The 22917-nt window shown below is 76.7% G+C and carries 19 protein-coding genes; 15 read left to right on the plus strand and 4 right to left on the minus strand.

Annotation, left to right across the window (positions count from 1 at the left end; genetic code table 11):
* The first annotated feature begins 284 nt into the window (after positions 1-284).
* Genes flgN through CAE01nite_RS12760 form a run of 6 tightly spaced genes read left to right on the plus strand, consistent with a single transcriptional unit; the run spans position 285 to position 5107 of the window.
* Entirely contained in the window at positions 285-767 is a 483-nt protein-coding gene (gene flgN / locus CAE01nite_RS12735) for a flagellar export chaperone FlgN (protein ID WP_146905129.1), read from the plus strand.
* A 13-nt stretch (positions 768-780) separates the two neighbouring features.
* A complete protein-coding gene (gene flgK / locus CAE01nite_RS12740; RefSeq protein ID WP_146905132.1) occupies positions 781-2244 on the plus strand; it encodes a flagellar hook-associated protein FlgK in 1464 nt (487 codons plus the stop codon).
* A 2-nt stretch (positions 2245-2246) separates the two neighbouring features.
* Complete coding sequence (gene flgL / locus CAE01nite_RS12745; RefSeq protein ID WP_146905135.1) at positions 2247-3161, plus strand: flagellar hook-associated protein FlgL; 915 nt, start codon at positions 2247-2249, stop codon at positions 3159-3161.
* The gene (locus CAE01nite_RS12750) at positions 3158-3538 is read left to right on the plus strand and encodes a flagellar assembly protein FliW (RefSeq protein WP_146905138.1); all 381 of its coding nucleotides are present in this window, start codon (positions 3158-3160) and stop codon (positions 3536-3538) included. Before flgL ends, CAE01nite_RS12750 begins: the two co-directional genes overlap by 4 nt.
* A 19-nt stretch (positions 3539-3557) precedes the next feature.
* Positions 3558-4826: an EAL and HDOD domain-containing protein gene (locus tag CAE01nite_RS12755; RefSeq protein ID WP_146905141.1), complete on the plus strand. Its 1269-nt coding sequence runs from the start codon at positions 3558-3560 to the stop codon at positions 4824-4826.
* Between the two features lie 38 nt (positions 4827-4864).
* Positions 4865-5107, plus strand: coding sequence for a DUF2530 domain-containing protein (locus CAE01nite_RS12760; protein WP_146905574.1), 243 nt, complete (start codon positions 4865-4867; stop codon positions 5105-5107).
* Between the two features lies 1 nt (position 5108).
* On the opposite strand, the gene CAE01nite_RS12765 is transcribed toward CAE01nite_RS12760, so the two are convergent.
* Genes CAE01nite_RS12765 through CAE01nite_RS12775 form a run of 3 tightly spaced genes read right to left on the minus strand, consistent with a single transcriptional unit; the run spans position 5109 to position 9773 of the window.
* Complete coding sequence (locus CAE01nite_RS12765) at positions 5109-8330, minus strand: sacsin N-terminal ATP-binding-like domain-containing protein (RefSeq protein ID WP_146905144.1); 3222 nt, start codon at positions 8328-8330, stop codon at positions 5109-5111.
* Positions 8327-9388: a DUF3027 domain-containing protein gene (locus tag CAE01nite_RS12770; RefSeq protein ID WP_146905147.1), complete on the minus strand. Its 1062-nt coding sequence runs from the start codon at positions 9386-9388 to the stop codon at positions 8327-8329. The genes CAE01nite_RS12765 and CAE01nite_RS12770 overlap by 4 nt, the downstream gene beginning before the upstream one ends.
* Before the next feature lies 1 nt (position 9389).
* Positions 9390-9773 carry a cold-shock protein gene (locus CAE01nite_RS12775; RefSeq protein ID WP_146905150.1) on the minus strand — a complete coding sequence of 128 codons (384 nt, stop codon included), beginning with the start codon at positions 9771-9773 and terminating at the stop codon, positions 9390-9392.
* A gap of 195 nt (positions 9774-9968) precedes the next feature.
* Here CAE01nite_RS12775 and CAE01nite_RS12780 point away from each other — a divergent pair, with 195 nt between their 5' ends.
* Both CAE01nite_RS12780 and CAE01nite_RS12785 read left to right on the plus strand, forming a co-directional pair.
* A complete protein-coding gene (locus CAE01nite_RS12780; RefSeq protein ID WP_146905153.1) occupies positions 9969-12377 on the plus strand; it encodes a helicase-associated domain-containing protein in 2409 nt (802 codons plus the stop codon).
* The gene (locus CAE01nite_RS12785; protein ID WP_146905156.1) at positions 12374-14026 is read left to right on the plus strand and encodes a DNA repair helicase XPB; all 1653 of its coding nucleotides are present in this window, start codon (positions 12374-12376) and stop codon (positions 14024-14026) included. Before CAE01nite_RS12780 ends, CAE01nite_RS12785 begins: the two co-directional genes overlap by 4 nt.
* 40 nt (positions 14027-14066) lie before the next feature.
* On the opposite strand, the gene CAE01nite_RS12790 is transcribed toward CAE01nite_RS12785, so the two are convergent.
* Positions 14067-14870: a type 1 glutamine amidotransferase gene (locus tag CAE01nite_RS12790; RefSeq protein ID WP_146905159.1), complete on the minus strand. Its 804-nt coding sequence runs from the start codon at positions 14868-14870 to the stop codon at positions 14067-14069.
* A 112-nt stretch (positions 14871-14982) separates the two neighbouring features.
* Between CAE01nite_RS12790 and CAE01nite_RS18805 the strand changes: the two genes are divergently transcribed.
* The 7 genes from CAE01nite_RS18805 (at position 14983) to CAE01nite_RS12825 (ending at position 22872) form a co-directional block, all read left to right on the plus strand.
* Entirely contained in the window at positions 14983-17136 is a 2154-nt protein-coding gene (locus tag CAE01nite_RS18805; protein WP_146905162.1) for a TPM domain-containing protein, read from the plus strand.
* Between the two features lie 172 nt (positions 17137-17308).
* A complete protein-coding gene (locus CAE01nite_RS12800; protein WP_146905165.1) occupies positions 17309-18037 on the plus strand; it encodes a PspA/IM30 family protein in 729 nt (242 codons plus the stop codon).
* A gap of 253 nt (positions 18038-18290) precedes the next feature.
* Positions 18291-19034 carry a response regulator transcription factor gene (locus CAE01nite_RS12805; RefSeq protein WP_146905168.1) on the plus strand — a complete coding sequence of 248 codons (744 nt, stop codon included), beginning with the start codon at positions 18291-18293 and terminating at the stop codon, positions 19032-19034.
* Positions 19031-20872 carry a sensor histidine kinase gene (locus tag CAE01nite_RS12810; protein WP_246131193.1) on the plus strand — a complete coding sequence of 614 codons (1842 nt, stop codon included), beginning with the start codon at positions 19031-19033 and terminating at the stop codon, positions 20870-20872. The genes CAE01nite_RS12805 and CAE01nite_RS12810 overlap by 4 nt, the downstream gene beginning before the upstream one ends.
* Positions 20873-20987: 115 nt before the next feature.
* Positions 20988-21920, plus strand: a complete 933-nt coding sequence (locus CAE01nite_RS12815) for an HD domain-containing protein (protein ID WP_307725001.1) — start codon at positions 20988-20990, stop codon at positions 21918-21920.
* 193 nt (positions 21921-22113) lie between these two features.
* Complete coding sequence (locus tag CAE01nite_RS12820; RefSeq protein ID WP_146905171.1) at positions 22114-22404, plus strand: WXG100 family type VII secretion target; 291 nt, start codon at positions 22114-22116, stop codon at positions 22402-22404.
* Positions 22405-22608: 204 nt separating this feature from the next.
* A complete protein-coding gene (locus tag CAE01nite_RS12825; RefSeq protein ID WP_146905174.1) occupies positions 22609-22872 on the plus strand; it encodes a DUF4031 domain-containing protein in 264 nt (87 codons plus the stop codon).
* Positions 22873-22917: the final 45 nt, after the last annotated feature.

Raw genomic sequence — 22917 nt, forward strand, 5'->3', positions numbered from 1 at the left:
GTCCCGATGCGGAAAAAGTTCGGCGGACCATCTCAATTCGCGCAGAGCCTGCCGACGGCAGCCCCCTCACCAGCGCAGACGTCCCGTTGGTGGCTTTCGTGTGTGACCCAGGTCACACCGACCGACGACGACGCGGCGCACCGCTGCCGGCGGCGCTGCGCCGTCCGGGTGCGCCGTTCCCCACACCGGCGGACAGATCCGCGCCCATGGACCTGTCACATGGCCCGCCGCCGCGTCGATGAGAGCGGGGAACGTCCCGTGTGAACGACCAAGGAGAACCTCGTATGGGTGTGGCAGAGCTGTCCGCCGTCCTGTGGCGGGAGCGTCAGCTCCTCGAGCTGCTGCTCTTCAAGCTCGAGGAGGAGCAGCTCGTGCTCTCCAGCGGGCGGAGCCGCTGGCTGGGCCACGCCACGCGAGAGGTCGAGCAGGTCCTGGACCAGATCCGCACCGCCGAGCTCGGCCGTTCCATCGAGGCCGACGCCACCGCCCGGGACTTCGGCCTGGAGCCCGGCTCGGGCCTGCGCGCCCTCGCGGACGCCGCACCCGCACCGTGGGACGACCTGCTTTCCAGCCACCGTGAGGCGTTCGCCTCCCTCACCGCGCAGATCCAGGACGTCGCCCACGGCAACCGCGAGCTGCTGACGAGCTCCCATCGCGCCGCGCAGGAGACCATCCTCGGCCTGCAGGAGACGGTGCAGACCTACGACACCCGCGGGACCGCCTCGAGCGGATCCGCCACCGCCCAGCTCATCGACGAATCGTTCTAGGGGTCCCACACCAATGAGCAGCTTCTCCGGACTGTCCACCGCTCTGAGCTCGCTGAACGCCCAGCGTCAGGCGCTGGAGGTCTCCGGCCAGAACGTCGCCAACGCGAACACCGTGGGCTACACCCGCCAGCGCGCCGACATGACCTCGACCGCCGCCCAGTCGGCTCCCTCCCTGTTCTCCGGAAGCGGCACGGCCGCCGGCAGCGGTCTGCGCATCAGCTCCGTCGCCCGGCTCGGTGACGTGTTCCTCGACGCTCGCGTGCGCTCCGAGACCGGGAGCGCGTCCTTCGCGGCGACCCGCGCGGAGGTGTACGCCCGCCTGGAGTCGACCGTGGCGGAGCCGAGCGACCTGGGCGTCTCCCACGCGCTGTCGACCTTCTGGGCGTCCTGGCAGGACGTCGGCAACAGCCCCGACTCGGCGCCGTCGCGCGCCGTCCTCCTGGAGAGCGCGACGGCGCTGGCCGAGCGCATCTCCAGCGGGTACGGCGCGATCGCGACCCAGTGGACGCAGGCCCGCACCGAGCTGACGACCGCCCTCGACGACGTCAACACGACGGCCGACGGCGTCGCGCTGCTCAACCAGCAGATCCGCGGCGTGCTGACCTCGGGCGGGTCGGCGAACGAGCTGGTCGACCAGCGCAACGTCCTGGTCACGTCGCTGTCCCGCCTCGTCGGCGCGACCGCGACCGAGCGCCAGGACGGGACGATGGACGTCATGCTGGGCGGCAACGCGCTCGTCCGCGGCGACGTCTCGCACGCCATCTCGATCGTGGACGGCAGCGCACGCACGCTGGAGACCGCCGACGCCGGCGTCCGGCTGCAGTGGCAGGGCACCGGCACCCCGCTCGGCACCGCGTCCGGGCAGGTCATGGGCCTCGTCTCGGCCCTCGCCGGGGCCGACGACGGCGGCATCCTGGCCAGGGCCGCGCGGTCCTACGACGACACCGCCCAGACGCTGATGGGCACGGTGAACGCCGTGCACAAGGACTCGTTCACCCGCGGTCTGGGCGGGGCACCCGGCGTCGCCGGTGGGGACGTCTTCACCACAGGTGGCAGCCCCGCGGCGAAGTACCTGAAGGTCGCGCTGGTCGACGGCGCGCAGTTCGCCGTGTCCGCCCGTCCGGACGCCCCGCTGGACGGGTCGCGCGCCGACGCCATGGCCAGGCTGCAGACCGCGGACGGCGGCCTGGACGAGAAGTCGCTCCCGACGGTGCGGGGCGCGGACACGACCTGGTCGTCCTTCGTCGTCCGGCTCGGGGTGGAGGCCCGCGGTGCCGACCAGCGTGCCGTCGTGAGCGAGTCCACCCGGGCCACCGCCGAGAAGCTTCAACTCTCCGGCGCCAGCGTCGATATCGACGAGGAGTCCGTGAACATGCTGGCCTACCAGCGGGCCTACGAGGGCGCAGCCCGCGTGCTCACCGCGATCGACGAGATGCTCGACACCCTGATCAACCGCACCGGTGTCGTGGGGAGATGACCATGATCGGCCGAGTCACACAGCAGACGGTGCAGCGCTCGACGCTGACCAACCTGCAGACCAACCTCAGCGCGATGTCGGACCTGCAGAACCGCCTCTCCGGCAACAAGCGCATCACCAAGCCGTCCGACGACCCGGCCGGCACCGCGTCCGCCCTGGCGCTGCGCAGCAGCCTGCGTCAGATCGAGCAGCACGACCGCAACATCGCCGACGGCATCGGGTGGCTCACGACCATCGACACCGCCCTGACGACGTCGGTGTCGCTCGTCGGCAAGGCCCGCGACCTCACGGTCCAGGGCTCCAACACGGGGTCGCTGACCCCCGAGGCCCGCGTGGCGCTCGCCGTCGAGATCGAGGGCCTGCGCGACAACCTCCTCGCCCAGGCGAACTCCACCTACCTCGGCCGGTCGGTGTTCGCCGGCACCTCCGACGCCGAGTCGGTGTACGCGCGCGACTCCACGGCGGGTCCCGTGGCCTACACGGCGGGTCCGGCGAAGCCGAACCCGGTCGAGCGGCGGGTGAACGCCGACACGACGATCCGCGTGGACGTCGAGGCCCGCGAGGCCTTCGGCTCCGACGACGACGCGGGCTCGGTATTCGCCACGCTCGACCTCATCGCGGCGAGCCTGCGCAGCGGCACCGGCAACCCGTCGGACCACCTCGCCGCGCTCGACGGGCACCGTGACGACATGCTCCGTGAGCTGTCCGGTGTCGGCGCCCGGCACAACCAGGTGCTGGCGGCGCAGTCCAACGCGCTCACCATCAAGACCGAGCTCACCGGGCAGCTCGGCGCCGTCGAGGACGCCGACCTGGCCGCCTCGATTGTGGAGCTCCAGATGCAGGAGGTCGCCTACAAGGCCGCCCTCGGCGCCACCTCTCGCGTTCTCCAGCCGACCCTGATGGACTTCCTCCGATGAGCCTCGCACCCGCCCACGTCCACCCCGTCGCCCCGCTCCCCGGCCTGCCCGAGCACCTCGAGTTCTCGCTCGACGGCCTCGACGACGACGGCATCCTCTTCGCCCTGCGCAGCCTGGCGGACCCCGCCGTCCGGCTGTTCGTCGTGCGGCCCGAGGCGTTCTTCGACGGGTACGCGCCGGGCGCCGACGCCGACACCCGCGAGGCCCTGGCCCTCGGCGAGGGCGACGACCCGCTGCTGTTCGTCGTCGTGAACCCCGGGGCGAAGGGCACGCCGACGACGGCGAACCTGCTGGCCCCCGTCATGGTGAACCCCTCCACGGGGGCCGCCGCCCAGGTCGTGCTCGACGGCTGGCCCCTGCGGGCCCCGCTGGGCTGACCGCCCGCCGCCCACGACCATGTCCACCAGCCCGACCGACGCCGACCCCGGGGCCGAGCCGTCCCGGTCCGGTACGGGCGGCGAGCCCGACGCCGGCTCGCCCTCCGCCCCGCAGGTGACCGTGCACCGCCAGCCGGTCGTCGACCCGGACTCGGTGGTCCGCGGCTACGCGTTCCACCTCGCGATCCGGACCGCGCGTGCGCAGAGCCTGCGGGGCCTGGACCCCGAGCTGCTCGTGCACGGCGAGTACGACCGGCTCGACCTGGGCGCGCTGACCGGTGGGCTGCGCGCCTTCGTCCGCGCGACCTCGGGGATGCTCACGGGCCGCCGCCCGCTGCCGCAGCCGGCGGGCGGGCTCGTGCTGGAGGTCCCGGCCGCCTTCACCGCGCGTCCGGACGCGAGCGGCCACCTGGCCCGCCTGCGCGCCCAGGGCGTCGGCCTCGCGCTGTCCGACTACCGGCCCGGCGGCTACGGCGACGCCCTGCTCGACGTCGTCGACCTCGTCAAGGTCGACCTCGGCCGGGGCTCGCTCGTCGCGACCCAGGCCGTGCGCCGCGCCCACGCCGCCGGACGCGCCGTCGTCGCCGAGCGGGTCGACAGCGAGGCGGCCGTGACCTTCTGCAGGCGCCAGTCCGTCGAGCTCATGCAGGGCCCCCTCTTCCCGCGGGACACCACGGCCACCGCCCGCGAGCTGTCCGCCGGGCAGCTGCAGTGCCTGGAGCTCATGCAGCTGCTCAGCGCCGAGCCGGTCGACTCCGACGCCGTCGTCGCCATGGTCGGGTCGGACCCCGAGCTGTCGATGCGGGTGCTGCGCCTGGTCAACCTGAGCACGTTCGCCGTGCGGCGCACGATCGACTCCGTGCCCCAGGCCGTCGTCCTGGCCGGGCCCCGCCACCTGGCCACGCTGGCGATGACGTCCCTGCTGGAGGCCCGCACGAGCGCGGTCGCGGACCTGTGGTTCGTGCTGGCCCGCGCCCTGGCCTGCCGGGCCCTCGCCGGGCACGACGGCGCGTACACGGTCGGGCTGCTCTCCGCCGTCGCGGGCCAGCTGCGGATCGACCCGGCCGAGCTGGTCGCGCGGACGGGGGTGTCGCCGGACGTGCGCGACTCGCTGAGCCACGGGGGCGGCCCGTGGGGCCCGGTCCTGACCGCCGTCCTGGCGCACGAGGCGGACGACGCGCCCGGCGTCGAGGCCACCGGGCTGTCACCGGTCGCCGTCTCCGACGCCTACCTGGACGCCGTCGGTGGCGCCTTCGAGACCGCGACGTCCCTGGCCGGCCGGTCCTGACCGGCGACCGGCCGCCGTACCCTGGCCCCGTGCGCAGCATGCCGGCCGTCCTCGAGGTGATCCTCCGCGCCGACCGCCGGCGCCCCGACCCACCGGTCGTGCGGGTCGACATGCGCCGCGTGATCCTGGCCGGCATCGCGGCGTGGGTGGTCGCCCTGGTCGTGACGGCGGTGCTGTGGCGCCTGGAGATGGTGAGCAGCACCCCCGTGTGGAGCTGCGTGGCCGGCACCGCGCTCGGCGTCCTCGGGCTCGGCTGGGAGCGCGTGCGCGGGCGGGACTGACCTACGCGCCGTCGAGCATCGCCTCGGTGGTCAGCTCCCCGACCCGTCCGGGGTCGGTGAGCACGATCTCCAGGGCGTGCCGTGCACCCCACGCGCCGCCCGCCTGAGCCAGTCCCCGCGCGAGCGCCGCCAGGTGCGTCGCGTGCACGACGGCGCCCGGGCCGTCCCCCTCGACCCACCAGTCGACCGGGACGCCGTCCACGCGCAGGTCCTCGTGCTCGTCCCAGTGCGCCGGTGCGGTGGGCAGCAGGTCCAGGACACCGGTCGGGGTGGGGACGCGGTCGGCCGCGCCGCCGACCACGCCGGCCGCCAGGTCCTCCCCGACCGGCAGGTCGAGCAGCCCGGCCAGCGCCCGCGCGGCCCGTGAGGGGACGGGCACCACGGCGCCCAGGTCCGTGCGCTGCACCCACATCGGCGCGGTGGGCACGACGGCGTCGTCGGCGTGCACGAGGTGCACCTCGGCCGGCCCCACGAGCGCGGGCAGCCGCTGCGGCAGCGCCGCGAGGACGACGCCGGCCTCCGCCGCCCGAGCGAGCCCCTGCCACAGCGCGACGGCGACCGCCGGCTCCAGCCGGGTGCCGACCGGGCCCAGGGAGTCCAGCAGGTCCGTCCAGCCCGCCGCGTCCAGGTCGGTCAGCGCGACGACTCCGCCCAGCGCGCGCAGCACCGCGACGTCCGGCGGCCCGCCGTCCGGGCCCCGGACGTCCGCCAGCCAGCCCGGCGCGGGGCGCAGCAGCGAGGTCGGCGCCGTGCCGTCGCCCCCGGCCGCACCGCCGAGGGCGAAGGGCTCACCGAGACCGACCTCGCGCGGCGCCCGGGTGCGCAGCCACCAGGCGGTGTACGCCGGCGCCTGGCCGCCCGCACCCTCCGCCCGCACCGGGTCGAGCAGCGCGCGGCGCAGGTCCGGGTCGGCCGCGAGCTCGGCCACCACCCGGGGCCACGCGTCGTCGCGGACGGCGTCGAGGTCCGCCACCGCGAGCAGGTCGCCGACGAACGAGCCGGCGCCGAGCCGGTCGGCGAGCTCGTCGAGGTACTCCTCCCAGCCGTCCAGGCCGCGTGCGGCGAGCTCGGTCGGGTCCCCCGGGTCGCTCGCGAGCAGCCCGGCGTCGCGCTCCAGCAGCACGTCGGGCACCACGACGACGGCGAGCCGTCCGCGCACCCCGACCGCGGCGAGCACGTCCTCGCCCCACCGCTGGACGAGGTCGGGGTCGACCGGGGCCAGCACGCGGTCGTCGAGCAGCTCCGCCGCGACTGACCCGGGCAGCACCAGACCGCTCGCCGGCGTCGCCTCGCCGTCGGCCGCACGCAGCGTCAGCTCCCCGAGCCAGGGCCGGGCCGACGCCGGCACCGGGCCGTCCCCTCCGGCGGCGGTGACCAGGGCGAGCACCGCGTGGGCCACGTCGTCGGCCAGCGCCAGGTCGTCGTCGTCGGCCACGTCGAGCACGGCCTCCCGCACCGCCGGCAGCCCGAGCAGGCCCGCACCGTCGGGGGCGACGGCGCCGAGCCGCTCGAGCAGCGGGTGCGCCGCGTCCGGGTGCACGAGCCGCAGTCCCCACCGCGCGAGCACCCCGAGCGCGTCGCCGGCCACCTCACCGAGCCGTTCCGCGCCCAGCACGAGCCCGCGGGCGCCGCGGACGGTCCGCCCGTCGGCGAGCGGCACCGGCACCGCCGCGAGCGCCTCGCGCACGAGCGGGTCCGCCGCGGCCGGCGCCAGCGCGGCGTACAGCGACCGCCAGCGGGCCGGCTCACCAGCGGCGGGCATCTCCTCGACGAGGTCACCGACGTCGCGGAGCTCGACGGACAGCGCCCGCGCGGCCGCCTCCTGCCCGGGGCCGAGGTGCACCAGGTTCGCGGCCCAGCCGGCGAGCGCCGTCACCGCGTCCCGGTCCCGGCCGACCGGTCCGGCGACGGCGACGGCGCGCCGCGGCTCGACCAGGGGGGCGGCCGGCGACGCGCGGCCGGGGGCGTCGGGGCCGTCGTCGGTCAGGTCGGGCCCCGCGACCCGCGCCGCACCCGGACGGTCGTCGGGTCGGCCCGGTCCCGCGGCCGGCAGCAACGGCGTGCCGGACAGCGCGGCCACGACCCGGTCCCGCAGGTCGGCGTCGAACCACCCGGCCGGCAGCCCGCGCGGCACGAGCGCCAGCGGGTCGCCGCCGTCCGCCGCGACCTGCGCGGCCAGGTCGGCGTAGGCGTGCGCGGCGGCGTCCGCGAGCACCTCGGTGAGCCGGCCGCGCCGCACGTGCCGGCGTGAGGGGTCCAGAGGCAGCGACGCGATCAGCAGGGCGGGCAGGGTCGTGACCTCGTCCGTCGGGGTGGGCGCGTGCACGACGCCGCCCCAGCCCGGCACGTCGGCGCCGTCGTGGTCGCGCGCCGCACGCGGCAGCGCCCAGGTGACGTGCCAGGCGCGGGCGGTGCGCTCCTCCACCGGCCGGTCGGCGACCAGCGCCAGGTCGAGACGGCCCTCCCGCCGCACGACGGTCCACCGCCGCGCCACGTCCGCCAGGCGCCGCCGGGAGCCGCCGCCGGCGTCGTCCACCTCGACGACGACCTCGGCCAGCGCCGGCAGCGCCAGGAGCAGGGTGTCGGTGACCGCGGCCAGCAGCCCGGCGACCTCGTCGGCGGCGGTCTCGTCGCGCAGCCGCAGGACCACCGCGGTGTCGTACCCGGACGGCGGCCGGGCCTCGTCCGGAGCGGGCAGGCGCAGGGCGGGCAGCGACCCGTCACGCCGGCGGACCTCGTCGGCGAGCTCGGGGTGCTCCGCGGAGAGCCGGGCTAGGGCGTCCCGGGTCGCGGCCAGCGAGAACCGGACGGCCCCGGTCGTGGAGCACACCACCACGTCGTCGCTGACGGCCCGCACGGCGGCGAAGCCCACCCCGAAGCGTCCGACCACCGTGGTGCCGTCACCGCCACGCTTGGCGGACGCGCGCAGCGACGCCAGCGACGCGACGCCGGCGGCGTCGAGCGGCGCCCCGGTGTTCGCGGCCAGCAGCTCGGCCTGGCCGTCGCCCCGGGTCAGCCGCAGCAGCAGCCGCCCGGGGACGCCCTGGCGGGCGGCGGCGTCCGCGGCGTTCTGCGCGAGCTCGACCACGACCCTGTCGCGGTAGTACCCGCGGGCGTGGTCCTCCTCCGCGTTCGCGTCCTCGCGCAGCCGCGCCGGGGACGCCGCCCACGCCTGCAGGACGGCGGCACGCAGCGCCGCCGTCCCGAAGGCGTCCGGGGTCACCGGTCGGGCTGGTCGGCGGGGTCGATCGGCGCGGGATCGATCGGCGCGGCGTCGATCGGCGCGGCGTCGCTCGGCGCGGCGTCCGTGGCCGCCTCTGCGGCGGGCTCGGCGGCGTCCGCGGCGGGCACGGCCGTGCCGGCGGCGGGCTCGGGGGCACCGGCCGCCTCCGGGTCCACGGGCAGCAGGTCCTCGACGAGCTCGCGCACCGCGGCGACCGCGTCGGCCGGCGCCGCCGGTGCGGTCCCCGCGCCGGACGGCAGGGCGGGCTCCGCGCCGGTCACCGGACCGGTCGCGGCCGGGGCGGACCGGTCGACGATCTCCACGTCGCCCGCGTCGATGGACGGCGCCGGGGCGGGCCACTCGCTCGGCTGCGGCTCGACGTCGGTCTCGGAGTGGGCGCCGCAGCCGTGGTCGAGGCTGACGACCTTGCCGTCGTCCGGCGACCACTCGTTCGTGCATACCCCGAACACGGTGCCCAGCGACCCGATGAGCCGGACCAGGAACCCGCAGCTGCCGCACGGTGCGGCGGCGGCCAGGGCGACCGGCGCCGTCGGGCCGCGCAGACCGGCGTACCAGCGGTCCGCGGCCTGCCGCTTGCCCTCGGGGGACAGCACCCGGGCTCGGGCCAGGGCCAGCTCCTCGATCGCGACGCGGTCCTCGTCCTCGTCGCCGGTCGGCACGTAGCCGGGCTCCAGCCGCGGGTCGTCCGGCGAGAACGGCATCACGTCGCCCGGGCCGATGTCGCCGGGGCGCAGGCGCTCCGCCCACGGCACCCACGGCCGGGCGAGCACGGCGCCGTCGCCGGGGAGCAGCTCCGCCTCGCACACGGTCGCGGCCCGTGCGCGGGGCACGCGCGCGAGCGTCACCGTCCAGTGCCAGCCGCGGTAGCCCGGGGCCGTGCACGCGAACCGGTGCGAGACCAGGCGCTCGCCCTCGACGACCACGCCGAGGTGCTCCCCGACGTGGTCCGCGTTCTCCGCGAGCTCCACGGCCACCTCGCGCGCGAGGTCGACGGCGGAGGACGAGCCGAGGACGGCGTCCTTCGTGGCGGCCGGCACGTCAGCCCTCGAGCGCGTCGGCGACGACGCGCAGGACCGAGGCGTACTTCTCGCCCACGGCCTTGTCGGGGTAGCGGCCGCGACGCAGGTCGTTGCCGACCCGGTCGAGCACCTTGATGAGGTCCTCGACGATGACCGCCATGTCGTCGGCGGGCTTGCGCGCCGCCTTGGCGACCGATGGCAGCGGGTCCAGGACCTTGACGGACAGCGCCTGCGGGCCGCGCTTGCCGTCCGCGACGCCGAAGTCGACCTTGGTACCCGGCTTCGGCGCGGCCACGCCGGCGGGCAGCGCGGAGGCGTGCAGGAACACCTCGTCACCGTCGTCGCTGGCGATGAAGCCGAAGCCACGCTCGGTGTCGAACCACTTGACCTTGCCGGTGGGCACTGGAACCTCGAGAGACGTCGTCGGAAGAGCGTTGCCCTGTGAGTTTACCGGCCGGTCAGGTCGCCCGTCGCCGCGGTGCGCCCGGTCGGGCCGTGCGGCAGCCCCCCGGGCCCTCACCCGGCCGGCAGCGCGCCCGTCCTCGGGCCCGTCCCTGACCCCGTCCCCGTGCGCGCCCGCCGCGTACGGTGGACCGTGATGGCCACCTTCAGCGAGCACCTGCGTGCCCGCAGCGACCCCGAGCTCGTCGACCTCCTCGCGCGACGCCCCGACCTGGCCAACCCCTCCCCGTCGACCCTCGCCTCCCTCGCCGCCCGCGCCACCAGCCGGGTCAGCCTCGAGCGGGCGCTGGTCGGGGTGGACGCGTCCGTGCTGCAGGTCCTGGAGTCCGTCGTCGCGCTGCACGACGTGCTGCCGGCGGTCACGGCCGCGGACGTCGCACGGGCGGTCGGCGCCCGGCCCGACGCGGACCCCACGCCCGCCCCCGACGACGACGTCGCGCTCACGGGCGTGGACGACGCCCTCGCGGAGGCGCTCGGGCTGGCGCTGCTGTGGGACACCGGCACGGACCTGCACCCGGCGCCCGGGCTGCCCGAGGTGCTCGGCCCCTACCCCGCGGGGCTGGGCCCGGTCGTGGACCGCCTCCCGGACGACCTCGGCGCGGCGCTGGCCGGGGCCCCGCCCGCAGCGCGCGGCGTGCTGGACGCGCTCGCGTGGGGCCCGCCCGTGGGACGCCGACCGGCCGCGAGCGCCCCGGAGGCGCAGTCCGCCGTCGACTGGCTGCTGGGCAACGGCCTGCTGGCCCGCGCGGACGCCGCCCACGTGGTGCTCCCGCGCCAGGTGGCGCTCGTGCTGCGCGACGGGCGGACCCACCGCGAGCCCGCGACGCACTGCCCGCACCCGCCCGGCACCGTGCACCCCGAGTCGACCGTGGAGGCCGAGTCCGCGGCCGCCGCCCAGGAGCTGGTCCGTCTGGTCACCGCGCTCGTGCGGCTGTGGGAGCGCACCCCCGCCTCGGTCCTGCGCTCCGGCGGCCTGGGCGTGCGCGAGCTGCGGCGGACCGCCGCGGCGCTGGAGGTCGACGAGACCCTCGCGGCGCTGGTCGTCGAGCTCGCCGGGGCCGCGGGCTTCGTGGTCGACGACGGCGAGGACTCCCCGGCCTTCTCCCCCACCGTCGACGTCGACGACTGGCTCGAGGCCGACCTCCCGGACCGGTGGGCCACCCTGGCCGCGACCTGGTTCGCCACCACGCGCACCCCGTGGGTGGTCGGCGGCCGCGACGAGCGCGGGGAGCTCCGGGCCGCGCTCGACCCGGAGCTGGCGCGGCCCTGGGCGCCGCGCCTGCGCGGTGCGGTGCTCGAGGTGCTCGCCGGCCGCGACCCCGGCACCGCCCTGTCGGCCGACGACGTGCTGGCGGTGCTGCACTGGCGCTCGCCCCGGTCCGTGCCGCCCCCGGCGGCGGTCGCGGCGATCCTGCGCGAGGCGGGCGTGCTCGGCGTCCTGGGCGCCGGCGCGCTGTCCCGTGCCGGACGTGCGCTGCTCGGTCCGGCCGCTCCGGCCCAGCCGGCAGAGCGACCGACCTCCGGCCCCCGCACCGGTGGCGCCCCGGCGGCGGCCGAGGACCCGGCCGGTGCGCACGTGGCGGCGGCCCGTGCGCTGGCCGCGGCCCTGCCGACCCCGGTCGACGACGTCCTGCTGCAGGGGGACCTCACCGGCATCGTCCCCGGCCGGCCCACGCCCGAGCTCGCCGCCCTCCTGGACGAGGCCGCGCAGGTCGAGTCCCGCGGGGCGGCGATCACCGTGCGGTTCACCCCCGACACCGTGCACGCGGCGCTGGACACCGGCCAGACCGCGGACGAGCTGCTGGCCCGGCTCGCGGCGCACGCCCGCGGGCGGGTGCCGCAGCCCCTGGAGTACCTGGTGCGCGACGCCGCCCGCCGGCACGGACGGATGCGGGTCGGGACGGCCGGGGGCTACGTCCGCTCGGAGGACCCCACCCTGCTCGCTGGTCTGGTCGACGACCCGGCGCTGGCCGACCTGGGCCTGATCCAGCTGGCCCCCACCGTGCTGGCCGCGCAGGCGGGTGCGGCCGCGCTGCTCGACGCGCTGCGCGCCCGGGGCCTGGCGCCGGCCGCCGAGCGCCCCGACGGCCAGGTGGTGCTCGCCCGCCGCCTGGTGCGACGGGTCCCCGGCCGCAGCCGGCGACGACGCGGCGCGGGCGGGAGCGCCGGTCCGGCGACGGCGGCGGCGTCCGCTGGTGACGCCGACGCCGGCCGGGCGCGGCTGCGCGCGCTGGTGCCCGCGCTGCGGCGGGCCGAGGCGGTGTCCCGCAGCGGGGTGACGGCGGTGCCGGGGGGAGTCACCCCGGGAACAGAGGACCCGGTCGCGGCGTTGGCCACCCTGCGGGAGGCGGTCGCGGACGGACGTGAGGTCTGGCTCGAGGTCGTGGGCCCGCAGGGCACGCCGCAGCGGCGCCGGGTCCGCCCGGTCCGCGTCGACGGCGGCCGGGTCCGTGCCGTCGACAGCGCACGCGACGCCGAGCTGACCGTCGCCGTGCACCGCATCGCCTCCGTCACACCGATCGACCCGGGAGACCCCACCACATGACCGACGGACCGCTGATCGTCCAGAGCGACAAGACGCTGCTGCTCGAGGTCGACCACGACCAGGCAGAGGCGTGCCGCCGCGCGATCGCCCCGTTCGCCGAGCTCGAGCGCGCACCGGAGCACGTCCACACCTACCGGCTCACCCCCCTGGGGCTGTGGAACGCCCGGGCCGCGGGGCACGACGCCGAGCAGGTCGTCAGCGCCCTGCTGGAGTACTCGCGCTACCCCGTCCCGCACGCCCTGCTGGTCGACGTGGCCGAGACGATGTCCCGCTTCGGGCGCCTGCAGCTGGTCAGCGACCCGGCGCACGGCCTGGTCCTGCACGCCGTCGACCGCGCGGTGCTGGAGGAGGTCCTCCGGTCCCGGCGGACCGCCGGCCTGGTCGGCGAGCGGCTGGGCGACACCGACGTCGTCGTCCACCCGTCCGAGCGCGGCCACCTCAAGCAGGTGCTGCTCAAGCTCGGTTGGCCCGCGGAGGACCTGGCCGGGTACGTCGACGGCGAGGCGCACGCCATCGACCTCGACACCACCGGCTGGTCCCTGCGGCCGTACCAGCAGCAGGCCGTGGACGGCTTCTGGCACGGCGGGTCCGGCGTCGTCGTCCTGCCCTGCGGCGCCGGCAAGACGCTCGTGGGCGCCGGTGCCATGGCCCGCTCGGGCACCACGACGCTGATCCTGGTCACCAACACCGTCTCCGCGCGGCAGTGGCGCGACGAGCTGATCAAGCGGACCTCGCTGACCGAGGACGAGATCGGCGAGTACTCCGGTGCCCGCAAGGAGATCCGCCCGGTCACCATCGCGACGTACCAGGTGCTGACGACCAAGCGGAAGGGCGTCTACACGCACCTGGAGCTGCTCGACGCCCGGGACTGGGGCCTCGTGGTCTACGACGAGGTCCACCTGCTGCCCGCCCCGATCTTCCGGATGACCGCCGACCTGCAGGCCCGACGGCGCCTGGGCCTGACCGCGACGCTCGTGCGCGAGGACGGCCGCGAGGACGAGGTGTTCTCGCTCATCGGGCCCAAGCGGTTCGACGCCCCGTGGAAGGACATCGAGGCGCAGGGGTACATCGCGCCGGCCGACTGCGTCGAGGTGCGCCTGACCCTGCCGGACCGCGAGCGCATGCTGTACGCGACCGCCGAGCCCGAGGACCGGTACCGCCTCGCCGCGACCGCCACCGGCAAGAACCGCGTGGTCGAGCAGCTGGTCGCCAGGCACGAGGGCGACCCCACGCTGATCATCGGCCAGTACCTCGACCAGCTCGAGGAGCTCGGTGAGCACCTCGACGCACCCGTGCTCACGGGGGCGACGACGGTCAACGAGCGCCAGCGCCTGTACGACGCGTTCCGGGCCGGCGAGATCACCAAGCTCGTCGTCTCCAAGGTCGCGAACTTCTCCATCGACCTGCCCGAGGCGTCGGTCGCCATCCAGGTCTCCGGCTCGTTCGGGTCCCGCCAGGAGGAGGCCCAGCGCCTGGGCCGGCTGCTGCGCCCCAAGGGCGACGGGCGGACGGCGCACTTCTACACGGTGGTCGCACGCGACACCGTCGACCAGGAGTTCGCCGCGCACCGGCAGCGCTTCCTCGCCGAGCAGGGGTACGCGTACACGATCGTCGACGCGGAGGACCTGGTCGCCGAGACCGGCGCCTGAGCACCGGGGGCGCGCACGCGGAGGACGTCCCCCGGCCGGGTCAGGCCGAGGCGACCGACCACGCAGGCGCGTCCCGGGCGGCCGCCCGGCGGTGGACCAGCGCGGCGAACGCGGTCGCGACGGCCCGGCCCGTGGCGGCCAGCTCGTCCGCCCGGGACGTGTAGCGGCCGACCACGTCGCCTGAGTCGACGGCCGGCTCGTGCTCCGCCCAGCGCCGGAACGTCCCGAGCGACGTCTCCGGGTGGAACTGCAGGCCCCAGGCCGAGCCGAGCCGGAACGCCTGGACGTACCGGTCGGACGCGCCCAGCAGCACCGCACCGGGCGGCAGGTCGGCCACCGCGTCGGCGTGCATCGAGGGGAAGGCCGCGGCCGGGCCGGCGGCGGCCAGCCCGCCGAGCAGCTCGTCGTCGGCCGCCCGGGGCGACCAGGTGACGTCCACGACGCCCGACTCGCGGCCCGCGGCGGCGGCGACCTCCACGCGGCCCCCGCCGGCGACCGCCAGGAGCTGCGCGCCGAGGCAGATGCCCAGCGCCGGGACCTGCGTCCCGGCGGTCGCGGCCAGCAGCGCCCGGGTGGCCGGGAGCCACGGCGCGACGTCGTCGGCGTAGGCGTCCATGGTCCCGCCCAGCACCACGAGCCCGTCCCCGACGTCGGCCGGGTCGGTCGGCACCGCGTCCCCGTCGTGCGCACGGACGACCCGCAGCCGGGCCGGGGCGAGCCACTGCTCGAACAGGTCGAGCGGGACGCCGTCCTCGTGCTGGACCACCGTGACGACCCGGGTCCTCGCCGGGCGGTCCGGCGCCGGGCGGTCGGTCGCCGCGGTGGTGCCGGGGTGCGCGCTCACGCGCCGACCGTACCGCCGTGCCACCCCCGTGCCGGCCCGGGCCGCCCCGGGGCCGGACCCGTGGCGGGGGCCAGCCGTTGCAGCCCGCTGCGGCGCGGACAAGGATCCACACGTGACCCCTGCACCCCGGCACCAGCGCTCGGCGCACGCAGCGGGCGACCCCCGCGCGCCGCGCCGCCCCCTGGCCCACCCCCGACGCCGCCCGCTGACGGCGCTGCTCGCGGCGCTCCTCGGCGCGCTGCTGGTCGCGCCGCCCGCCGCTGCGGTGCCGCCGATCGACGTCGCCGGCGTCGAGATCACCGACCGGGTCGGGGCCCTGTCCGGCTCCGAGGACGAGGTGCAGGCGGCGCAGAGCGCCCTGACCGCCGCCACCGGCGTGCAGCTGTACGCGGTGTTCGTCGACAGCTTCGACGGCGCCACCGGGGAGCAGTGGGCGGTGCAGTCCGCCCAGACCTCCGGGATCGGCAGCGACGACGTGCTGCTCGCGGTCGCCGTCGACGACCGCCAGTACGGCCTCGCCGTCGCCAACGACCTCGGTCTGAGCGCCCAGGCGCAGAGCGAGATCCGGCGCACCGCCCTGGAGCCGCGGCTGGGCCAGGACGACTGGGCCGGCGCGGTCGTCGCGACCGCAGAGGCGCTGGAGTCGGCGGTGGCCGGCGGCGGGGCAGGCACCGGCACGGGCGGCACCGGTGGCACCGGCGCCGTCACCGGCCAGTCGTCCGGCGGCGGGTCGAGTTTCCTCACCTTCCTGCTGCTCGGTGCGGTCGCGCTGGGCGCCTTCCTGCTGTTCCGCACGTTCCGCAACCGCGGCCGCGCCGCCGCAGGCGCTGCCGGAGCGCCCGGACCGGACGGCGCCCCCGCACCGGAGCCGATCGACACCGCGACGCTGGACACGCGCGCGTCGGCGGCGCTGGTCCGGCTGGACGACGCCATCCGCGCGTCGGAGCAGGAGCTCGGGTTCGCGCAGGCCCAGTTCGGGCTCGAGGAGACCCGGCCGTTCGCCCAGGTCCTGGAGGCCGCGAAGAAGGACGCCCTGCAGGCGTTCACGCTGCGCCAGCGGCTGGACGACGAGATCCCCGAGACCGAGGACGAGCGCCGGGCGATGCTGAGCCAGATCCTGCAGCTGTGCGGGCGGGCCGGCGCGGCGATCGACGAGCAGACCGAGGCCTTCGACGCCCTGCGCGACGTGCAGGCGCGCGCCCCGGAGCTGCTCGAGGACACCGACCGCCGCGCGTCGGAGATCGCGGCCCGCGTCCCGGCCGCCCAGAGCGCCCTGGAGTCGCTGCGCCGGACCTACCCGCCGGCCGCCCTGGCCTCGGTGTCCTCGAACCCCGACCAGGCGGCCCAGCTGCTGCAGGCCGCGCACGAGTCGGTCGAGCAGGGACGCTCGGCCCTCGCGGGCAACGACCGCGCGGCCGCGGTGCTCGCCGTCCGGACCGCGGAGAACGCCGTCGCGCAGGCCGTCAGCCTGCTCGGGGCGGTGGACCGGGCCGGGCAGGAGCTCGCCGGGGCGTCGGCGGCGATCGCGTCCGGGATCGCGTCGCTCGGCTCCGACCTGGACGACGCCGCCCGCCTCGCCCCGCGCGACCCGGGTGTCCAGGCGGCGGCCATGCACGCCCGCGCGGTGCGTGACGCCGCGCGCTCGGCCGGGGCGGGCAGCGACCCGCTGGCCCTGCTGCGCGACCTGCGCGACGCCGAGACGGAGCTGGACCGGGCGCTGGAGCCCGCCCGCGGGCAGGCCGAGCAGGCCGACCGCGCCCGTCACCAGCTCGCGGACGCACTGGGCCCGGTCAGCTCGCGGGTGCGCGCCGTGACCGACTTCATCGACACCCGCCGCGGCGCCGTCGGCCCCGAGGCGCGCACCCGGATCACCGAGGCGCAGCGCCTGCTGCACGAGGCCGAGTCGCTGCTGCGGTCCGACCCGGCGCGGGGACTGGCCATGGTCCAGCGGGCCGACCAGCTCGCCGGCGCGGCGCAGGCCATCGCCCAGCAGGACGTCGACGACTTCGAGCGCGACCGCTTCGGCGGGCCGGGCGGCTTCGGCGGCGGCGGCTACGGGCGCCGCGGCGGCGGCTTCGGTGGCGGCAACGCGGGCAGCCTCATCCTCGGCGGCATCCTCATCGACAGCGTGCTGCGCGGGGGCGGTGGTGGCTTCGGTGGCGGCGGCTTCGGCGGCGGCTGGGGCGGCGGTGGCGGCGGCTTCGGCGGCGGTGGCGGCGGCTTCGGTGACGGCGGAGGCTTCGGGGGTGGTGGCGGCGACTTCTGACCACGACGCCGGGGCCGCTCCGGAACCACGCACCCGCACCGGCCGTTGGTCGGGCGCACCGCCTGGCGGTACCCGACCAGCACCCTGACGCAGCACCGACCCGACCCAGACCCGGGCCACGACGGCGGCGCCGACCGGCACCGCACGGCTCCACGGACGAGAGGCAACGCCCATGACCGAGAAGCAGACCATCCTCGGACGCATCACCCAGCTCACGCGCGCGAACATCAACGCGATGATCGACCGGGCCGAGGACCCGCAGCTGATGCTGGACCAGCTCATCCGCGACTTCACGAACTCGATCGCCGAGGCCGAGGGCGCGATCGCGCAGACGATCGGCAACCTGCGCCTGGCCGAGCAGGACCACGCGGCCGACATCGCCGCCGCCAAGGAGTGGGGCGGCAAGGCGGCCGCTGCGTCCCAGCGCGCCGACACGCTGCGCGCGCAGGGCAGCACGGCCGACGCCGACAAGTTCGACAACCTGGCCAAGGTCGCCCTCGGCAAGCAGATCTCCTTCGAGCAGGAGGCCAAGGACGCCGAGCCCATGATCGCCTCGCAGACCGAGGTGGTCGACAAGCTCAAGGCCGGCCTGGCGAGCATGAAGGACAAGCTCGACGACCTGCGGCGCCGCCGCGACACCCTGGTCGCGCGCGCGAAGTCCGCCGAGGCCCAGTCCCGCGTCCAGGGCGCGGTGGCCTCGATCAACGTCCTGGACCCGACCAGCGAGGTCTCCCGTTTCGAGGACAAGGTCCGCCGCGAGGAGGCCCGCGTCGCCGGGCAGGCCGAGCTGCAGGCGTCGTCGCTGGACGCGCAGTTCGAGGAGCTGGAGGACTCCGCGGCCGACGCCGAGGTGGCCGCCCGCCTGGCCGCCCTCAAGGGTGGCGGCTCGACCGGCGTCTGACGCCCGCACGCTGCGCCCCCGGCGCCGCGGCCTCGGCCGTCGGCTCCGGGGGCGCCGTGCGTCCGGACATGCCCGGACGTCCCGGTGCGTCCCGCGGACGTCCCGTCCCGTCCCTCGGCGTCCCCCGGGCGTCCCGCGGGGGTCCCGTCGCGTCCCGCGCCGTCCCCCGGCGTCCCCTGGGCGTCCCGTCGCGTCCCCCGGACGTCCCCCCTGCGTCCAGCGAACTCCCAGCCCGCGGGACGACACTGGAGGCATGACTTCTGCCGCCCCGACGTCCGAGGCGCGGCTCCTCGTGGTCGACGACGAGCCGCACATCCGCGAGCTGCTGGCCACGTCCCTGCGGTTCGCCGGGTTCGAGGTGCACGCCGCCGCCGACGGCAACGGCGCCATGCGGCTCGCCCGTGAGGTCCAGCCGGACCTCATGGTGCTGGACGTCATGCTGCCCGACATGGACGGCTTCACCGTCACCCGCCGGCTGCGCGACTCGGGCCAGCACGTCCCGGTCCTCTTCCTCACCGCGCGCGACAACACCAGCGACAAGGTGACGGGGCTGACCGTCGGCGGTGACGACTACGTCACCAAGCCGTTCAGCCTCGAGGAGGTCGTCGCCCGCATCCGTGCCGTGCTGCGCCGCACCCAGGCCGAGCGCTCGGCCGACGACGCCGCCGTGCTGCGGGTGGCCGACCTGGAGCTGGACGAGGACAGCCACGACGTGCGCCGCGGGCGCCGGACCATCGAGCTGTCCCCGACCGAGTTCAAGCTGCTGCGCTACCTGATGCTCAACGCCGGACGGGTCCTGTCCAAGGCGCAGATCCTGGACCACGTCTGGGAGTACGACTGGGGCGGCGACGCCAACATCGTCGAGTCGTACATCTCCTACCTGCGGCGCAAGGTGGACGCCCCCGCCGCCTCCGCCGACGGCGCCCCCACCGTGCCGTTGATCCACACCAAGCGCGGGGTCGGCTACGTGCTCCGCCTGCCGCCGGGGACGTCGTGAGCACCGCTCCTCCCGAGGGCGCCCCGGGCGACGACGCCGGTCGTGACGCAGGGGACGTCGACGTCCGGCCCGCCGGCGCGGGGCCCGACGTCCGGCCCGCCGGGGCTGGGCCCGACGCCGTCCGGCCCGCCGGCGCAGGGCCCGACGGCGTCGACCACGACGCCCCCGTCCGACCGACGGTCGGCGAGCGACTGCGGGCGGTGCCGCTCGGTGCGCGGATGGTGGCGATCCTGTGCGCCGTCCTGCTGGTCGGGCTCACCGTCACCGGCGCCACCGCCCTCACCCTGCTGCGCCGCAACCTGGTCCAGCAGGTCGACGAGCAGATCCTCACCTACGCCCGGCCCCTCGTCCGCAAGGCGACGGGATTCGACTCGCGCGGCCCGGGCGGCGGCGGCGACGACCGCCTGCCGAGCGACTACTACGTCGAGATCGTGGACGCCGCGGGGTCGACCGTCGGCGAGCCGGTCCGGGCGGACACCAGCAGCGCCGGTGCGCCGCGGCTGCCCGACCTCGGCCGGGCCGAGGTCCTCGACCGCGGCCAGCACCCGTTCACCGTGACGTCCACGCAGGGCCCCACGGACTGGCGCGCGATCGTCCTGCCCGCCGAGGACGAGTTCGGCGAGTACGCCGGCGCCGTGGCCATCGCGCTGCCCCTGACCGGGGTCGAGAAGACCCTCGCCGACATGCGCAAGGCCATCGTGCTCACCGGGCTGGCGGTCATCGCGCTCGGGTCCGTCGCCGGCTGGGTGGCCGTGCGCCGCTCGCTGCGGCCGCTGCAGGAGATGGAGGCGACGGCGGGCGCCATCGCCGCCGGGGACCTGACCCGCCGTGTCCCGCCCCGCCCGACGACCACCGAGGTCGGCCGGCTCTCGGCGGCGCTCAACGCGATGCTCGGGCACATCGAGCGCGCGTTCTCCGCCCGCGCCGCCTCCGAGGACCGCATGCGCCGGTTCGTAGCGGACGCCTCGCACGAGCTGCGCACCCCGCTGGCGACGATCCGGGGGTACGGCGAGCTGTACCGGATGGGCGCGCTGACGACCCCGCAGCAGGTCGACGACACCGTCCGGCGGATCGAGGAGTCCGCCACCCGGATGGGCCGGCTCGTCGAGGACCTGCTCGCGCTGGCCCGGCTCGACGAGGGCCGTCCGCTGCGCACCGAGGCCGTGGACCTGACCGTGGTCGCCGCCGACGCGCTGAGCGACCTGCGCGCCCTGGACCGCACCCGGTCGGTGCGGATCACCCCGGTGCCCGAGGGGGCCGAGCTGGGCGCGTGCGTCGTCGTCGGCGACGAGGACCGCCTGCGCCAGGTGCTGGCCAACCTCACCGGCAACGTCGTCCAGCACACACCCCCCGGCACCGCCGTCGAGATCGCGGTCGGTCGGCACTCGCCGGGGTGGGCGCTGGTCGAGGTCCGCGACCACGGCCCGGGCATCGCGCCGGAGCACGCCGCCCGCGTGTTCGAGCGGTTCTACCGGGTGGACGCGTCCCGGACCCGGGAGTCCGGCGGCGGCGCCGGGCTCGGCATGGCCATCGTCGCGGCGATCGTCGAGGCCCACCACGGCCGCGTCGAGCTGGCGCCGACACCCGGCGGCGGCACCACCGTCCGCGTGTGGCTGCCCACGTCGGCCGTCCCGCTCGGCCACGGCGACACGGACACCGGCCCGGCACGGGCGGACGCCGGCGCGGCCGTCGCGCCGTCCCGCGGCGACGGTGGTCACCCGGGCACGGGCACCCCGATCGGTGCCGCTGCGGGCGCCGCGGACGCCCGCTCGGGTCGTCCGGCGGGCGGTGCCGCGGACGTCGGGGTCGAGGCGCTGCCGGTGGAGCACCGAGCCTGACGGCAGCGCTCCCACACCGGCCCGGAGAGACCCGTCCGGGCGAAGCGGCGGAGCGCGCGTGCGGGGTTACGATGTCGGGTCCTATCAGCACTTCGATGAAGTCCGTGAGGCTCCGATGGGCGTCTACGACGCACCTCAGTGGTTGTTGTCCGCCTGGTCCGCCAGCTGTCGCGAGGCCGGTGCGACCGCGGCCCCGGAGCAGGTCCGTGCGGTCGGTCAGCGGCTGATCGAGCGCTGGTCCGAGCCGGGGCGCCACTTCCACAACATCAAGCACCTCGTGCACGTGCTGTCCCGGGTGGACGAGCTCGCCCAGGAGACGCACGAGCCGGACCTCGTCCGGCTGGCCGCCTGGTACCACGGGGCGATCTTCGACGCGGCGCAGAAGGCCGCGTACGCCAACCGTGGCGGCGAGGACGAGGTGGCCAGCGCCGAGCTGGCTCGCACCGAGCTGGCGGCGCTGGGGATCCCGGAGCGCCGCGTCGAGCGGGTGGCCGAGCTGGTCGTCGCCCTGGTCCGGCACACCGCCACGCCCGGTGACTTCGACTGCGCGGTGCTCTGCGACGCCGACCTCGCGATGCTGGCCGCGGAGCCGCAGCGCTACAAGTCGTACCTGAAGGACCTGCGGGCCGAGTACGCCCACGTGCCGTTCGAGGACTACCTGCGGGCGCGCGCCGCGATCCTCACCAAGTTCCAGAAGCGCTCGAGCCTGTTCGCGAGTCCGCTGGGGGCCGCCTGGGAGGAGCCGGCACGGCAGAACGTCGCGGCCGAGCTGCACCGCATCCGCAAGGAGCTCGCCTCGCTGGAGTCCGCGGCCGCCGTGGCCGGAGTCGTTGCGGAGGGGTCCGGCGTCCCCGGGTCCGACGGCGTGGTGAACGGCTCGCCCGGGCAGCCGGCGACGGACGACAGCAGCCGCAACGGCACCACCGTCCCGGCCTCGGCGACCGGCGCTGACGCGTCGACGCCCGCGGCCCCCGCGGCACCGGTCACCAGCGGTCCGGGCCGGGGGTCCGGCGCCGGTCCGCGCCGCACCGGCCTCTGGTTCCGCTGAGCCCTCGCCGCCGAGCGCTCCGCCGGCGGCACCTCACCGACGACCCCGCCCCGACCCCCGGGCCCCGACGGGCACGCCCCGACCCCGGGTCCTCGGCGGGCACAGTCCGTCCACCGGGCAGCCCCGGCCGCTGACCGCTCGGGCCGGCCTCCTGCGTAGCGTCCTGAACCCCACCACGGTCAGGAGGTCAGGCGTGAGCAGGTACGAGGTCGACAGCGCACAGGTGGCGCAGGCGAGCGCAGCGGTCCGCGGCTCCACCGCGGCGATCCGGACGGAGGTCGCCGCGATGATGCGGCACCTCACCGACCTGCAGTCGAGCTGGCGGGGCGGGGCGGCGACGGCGTTCGGGGTGGTGATGGCCGACTGGGCCGTGACCCAGGCGCGGGTCGAGGACTCGCTGGACCAGATCACGGCGGCGCTCGGGGCCGCGGCCGCGACGTACGCCGACGCCGAGCAGCAGGCCGCGCGGCTGTTCGGCCGGTAGCGGGCGGCCCGACGCCGGATGCCCCGGTCGGCAGCAGGGACCGCGTGCTCGGACCCGCGGCGCAGCCGTCGGGCCCGGTGGCGCCGCGGGGCACCGGTACCGGCAGCCCGGCTCGCGCGAGCGCTGCGCGTCGACGTCGCCGGGGCACGGGTGCGTCCAGACGCGCAGGACGCGAGGAGCCGGGGCGCTGGGTAGCCTGGCGCGGTGACCGTGCTCGTCGACCCCCCGCTGTGGCCACGGCACGGCCGGCTCTGGTCGCACCTGGTCAGCGACACGTCGCTGGACGAGCTGCACGCGTTCGCCGAGGCCGCCGGGATCCCCCGGCGCGGGTTCGACCTCGACCACTACGACGTGCCCGACGAGCAGCACGCGCGGCTCGTCGCCCTCGGCGCGGAGGCCGTGGGCACCCGTGAGCTGGTGCGCCGCCTGCGCGCGTCGGGCCTCCGGGTCCGCGCCCGCGACCGCTGACGCACGTCCGGGCCGGCACCCGGGCCGCGCCCAGCTGCGAACGCG

The organism is Cellulomonas aerilata, from assembly GCF_007991755.1.
Taxonomy (GTDB): Bacteria; Actinomycetota; Actinomycetes; order Actinomycetales; family Cellulomonadaceae; genus Pengzhenrongella; species Pengzhenrongella aerilata.

Bases quoted from the DNA above. Each gene is read 5' to 3' on its own strand.
- CAE01nite_RS12800 (WP_146905165.1), top strand. From the start codon at position 17,309: ATGACCGAGAAGCAGACCATCCTCGGACGCATCACCCAGCTCACGCGC.
- flgN (WP_146905129.1), top strand. From the start codon at position 285: ATGGGTGTGGCAGAGCTGTCCGCCGTCCTGTGGCGGGAGCGTCAGCTC.
- CAE01nite_RS12805 (WP_146905168.1), top strand. From the start codon at position 18,291: ATGACTTCTGCCGCCCCGACGTCCGAGGCGCGGCTCCTCGTGGTCGAC.
- flgL (WP_146905135.1), top strand. From the start codon at position 2,247: ATGATCGGCCGAGTCACACAGCAGACGGTGCAGCGCTCGACGCTGACC.
- CAE01nite_RS12760 (WP_146905574.1), top strand. From the start codon at position 4,865: ATGCCGGCCGTCCTCGAGGTGATCCTCCGCGCCGACCGCCGGCGCCCC.
- CAE01nite_RS12755 (WP_146905141.1), top strand. From the start codon at position 3,558: ATGTCCACCAGCCCGACCGACGCCGACCCCGGGGCCGAGCCGTCCCGG.
- flgK (WP_146905132.1), top strand. From the start codon at position 781: ATGAGCAGCTTCTCCGGACTGTCCACCGCTCTGAGCTCGCTGAACGCC.
- CAE01nite_RS12815 (WP_307725001.1), top strand. From the start codon at position 20,988: ATGGGCGTCTACGACGCACCTCAGTGGTTGTTGTCCGCCTGGTCCGCC.
- CAE01nite_RS12780 (WP_146905153.1), top strand. From the start codon at position 9,969: ATGGCCACCTTCAGCGAGCACCTGCGTGCCCGCAGCGACCCCGAGCTC.
- CAE01nite_RS12750 (WP_146905138.1), top strand. From the start codon at position 3,158: ATGAGCCTCGCACCCGCCCACGTCCACCCCGTCGCCCCGCTCCCCGGC.
- CAE01nite_RS12785 (WP_146905156.1), top strand. From the start codon at position 12,374: ATGACCGACGGACCGCTGATCGTCCAGAGCGACAAGACGCTGCTGCTC.